Genomic DNA, 2,286 nt, shown 5'->3' on the forward strand with positions numbered 1-2,286 from the left:
TAGGACGCAATTTCCTATGAAATATAAAACGGCCCTTGGAAAGCGCTCCTGTTTGCGTTTCCCAAGGGTCGTTTTTATGTGGCTTACCCCGTCATCAGACTTTAAACCGGTATCCAACGCCCCATATCGTCTCAATATACTGCGGTTTCGCCGTGTTGAACTCGATCTTCTCACGGATCTTCTTAATATGCACGGTAACCGTCGCGATATCTCCCAACGACTCCATATCCCAGATCTCGCGGAAGAGTTCTTCCTTGGTAAATACATGGTTCGGGTTCTGTGCTAAAAAGGTCAGCAGGTCAAATTCCTTCGTCGTGAAGTTCTTCTCCTCGCCGTTGATGTAAACGCGGCGGGCAGTCTTATCAATCTTGAGTCCCCGGATCTCGATGATCTCGTTTTCCGGCATACCGCTGCCGATCAGGCGCTCATAACGCGCCAGATGCGCCTTGACACGCGCCACCATCTCACTCGGACTGAATGGTTTCGTGATATAATCGTCCGCGCCCAGTCCCAGACCGCGAATCTTGTCAATATCGTCCTTTTTCGCAGATACCATGATGATCGGTGTGTTTTTTACTTCCCGGATCTTCTTGCAGATCTCGAAGCCATCGACCCCTGGCAGCATCAGATCAAGAATCAGAAGGTCAAAATCTTCCTCCATGCCGCGTTTCAGTCCCGTTTCTCCATTATTTTCTATCTCAACCTCAAAACCAGAAAGCTCCAGATAGTCTTTTTCCAGCTCTGCAATACTCTCCTCGTCTTCTACGATTAATATTCTGCTCATCTGTGAATTCCTCCTGCTGTTTTTATTTAAACGACCAAACTTCAAATCACTATGCCCCGACATACTTGCGCAAAACGAAATGGATCTCCGTTCCGATGCCTTCCTTGCTGGTCGCCCAGATGCGTCCGCCGTGATCTTCGATAATCTTCTTTACGATCGAAAGCCCGATGCCGCTGCCGCCCTTGGACGAATTTCTCGACGAGTCCGTCCGGTAGAAACGGTCGAAAATATACGGCAGATCTTTCGCCGCGATTCCCTTTCCGTTGTCCTCGATGATGACCTGGATAAAATCGCCGTCATCCTTGATGCGGATATTTAAAATACCCTTTTTCTTGTCCAGATATTTGAGCGAATTTCCGATAATGTTGTTGATCACTCGCTTCATCTGCTCCGCGTCCGCGATCACGACCACATCCTCGTCCACATAGTTGAAATATCCCAGCTCGATGCCGCGCGTCTCCATATCCAGACCAACTTCCTCAACACAATCACCAAAATATTCCGCCACATTGATCTTTGAAAAGTTGTACGGAATCTTGTTCGTATCAATCTTCGAATAGAACGTCAGCTCGTCAATCAGTCGATCCATATCGTTTGCTTTATTATAAATCGTCCGAATATATTTATTCAGTTTCTCAGGTGAAGAAGCCACGCCATCCTGAATGCCTTCCACATACCCCTTGATCGCCGTGATCGGAGTCTTCAGATCATGGGAAATATTGCTGATCAGCTCTTTGCTCTCCTTGTCGTACTGGAGTTTTTCTTCCTGCGATTCCTTGAGACGCAGACGCATCTCCTCGAAATCCTGGCAGAGCATTCCGATCTCATCTTCATCATCCACATCGAGCGTAAAGTCCAGATTTCCATCCCGGATCTGCTTGGTCGCCTCCTGCAGCTTGTGCAGCGGACGCAGCAGAGAACGGTAGATCCACATGATCAGCAGACCGCCCATAAAACTGATGATCAGCACGCCGAGAAGCAGCATCTCTCCGAGCAGCGCTTTGATCTCCGGCACATAATTCCCGACGTTCGTCACGATGAACACACTGCCCTGTGAATCATCTGAAAACCGGAAATCGATCTGTTTGACCAGATGCTGTTCCTCGCCATCCATGTAAATACTGCCTGCCATACTTCCCTGATCACCGTACGGCGCCAGCCGTTCGCAGAGCTCGCGTCCATCCTCGCTTCCGCAGAATGTGATGTCCTTGCCCTTGCGGATGACCAGATACGAATATTTATCGCGCAGTTCTTCATTGACCTTGCTCAAATAAGCCGGTTCTTCAAATAAATCTGTATTTTCCCCGACCGCCTCGCGGATCTCCTCCTGGATTCCCTGCGTCAGCCGGTTAAACACCTGTGTCTGATTGCCGGAGAGCAGATCGATCTGCTCCGACAGCCCGTATGTTTTCTGAAACAGATGCTCCTGATAGTTTACGAGTCCGAACGCCGCCACAAATATGAGCACAATCGGAACGACCGTAATCGTCACAAAAGCAATC

General features: G+C 49.0%; 2 protein-coding genes. Both read right to left on the reverse strand.

Annotated elements, in window-relative coordinates; translation table 11 throughout:
- Window positions 1-94: 94 nt before the first annotated feature.
- The gene (locus QVO97_RS05980) at window positions 95-784 is read right to left on the reverse strand and encodes a response regulator transcription factor (RefSeq protein ID WP_022359471.1); all 690 of its coding nucleotides are present in this window, start codon (window positions 782-784) and stop codon (window positions 95-97) included.
- A gap of 49 nt (window positions 785-833) precedes the next feature.
- Window positions 834-2,285, reverse strand: coding sequence for a sensor histidine kinase (locus QVO97_RS05985; protein WP_288189120.1), 1,452 nt, complete (start codon window positions 2,283-2,285; stop codon window positions 834-836).
- Window position 2,286: the final 1 nt, after the last annotated feature.

Source organism: Clostridium sp. CAG:43, assembly GCF_000434655.1.
GTDB classification, from domain to species: domain Bacteria; phylum Bacillota; class Clostridia; order Lachnospirales; family Lachnospiraceae; genus Otoolea; species Otoolea fessa.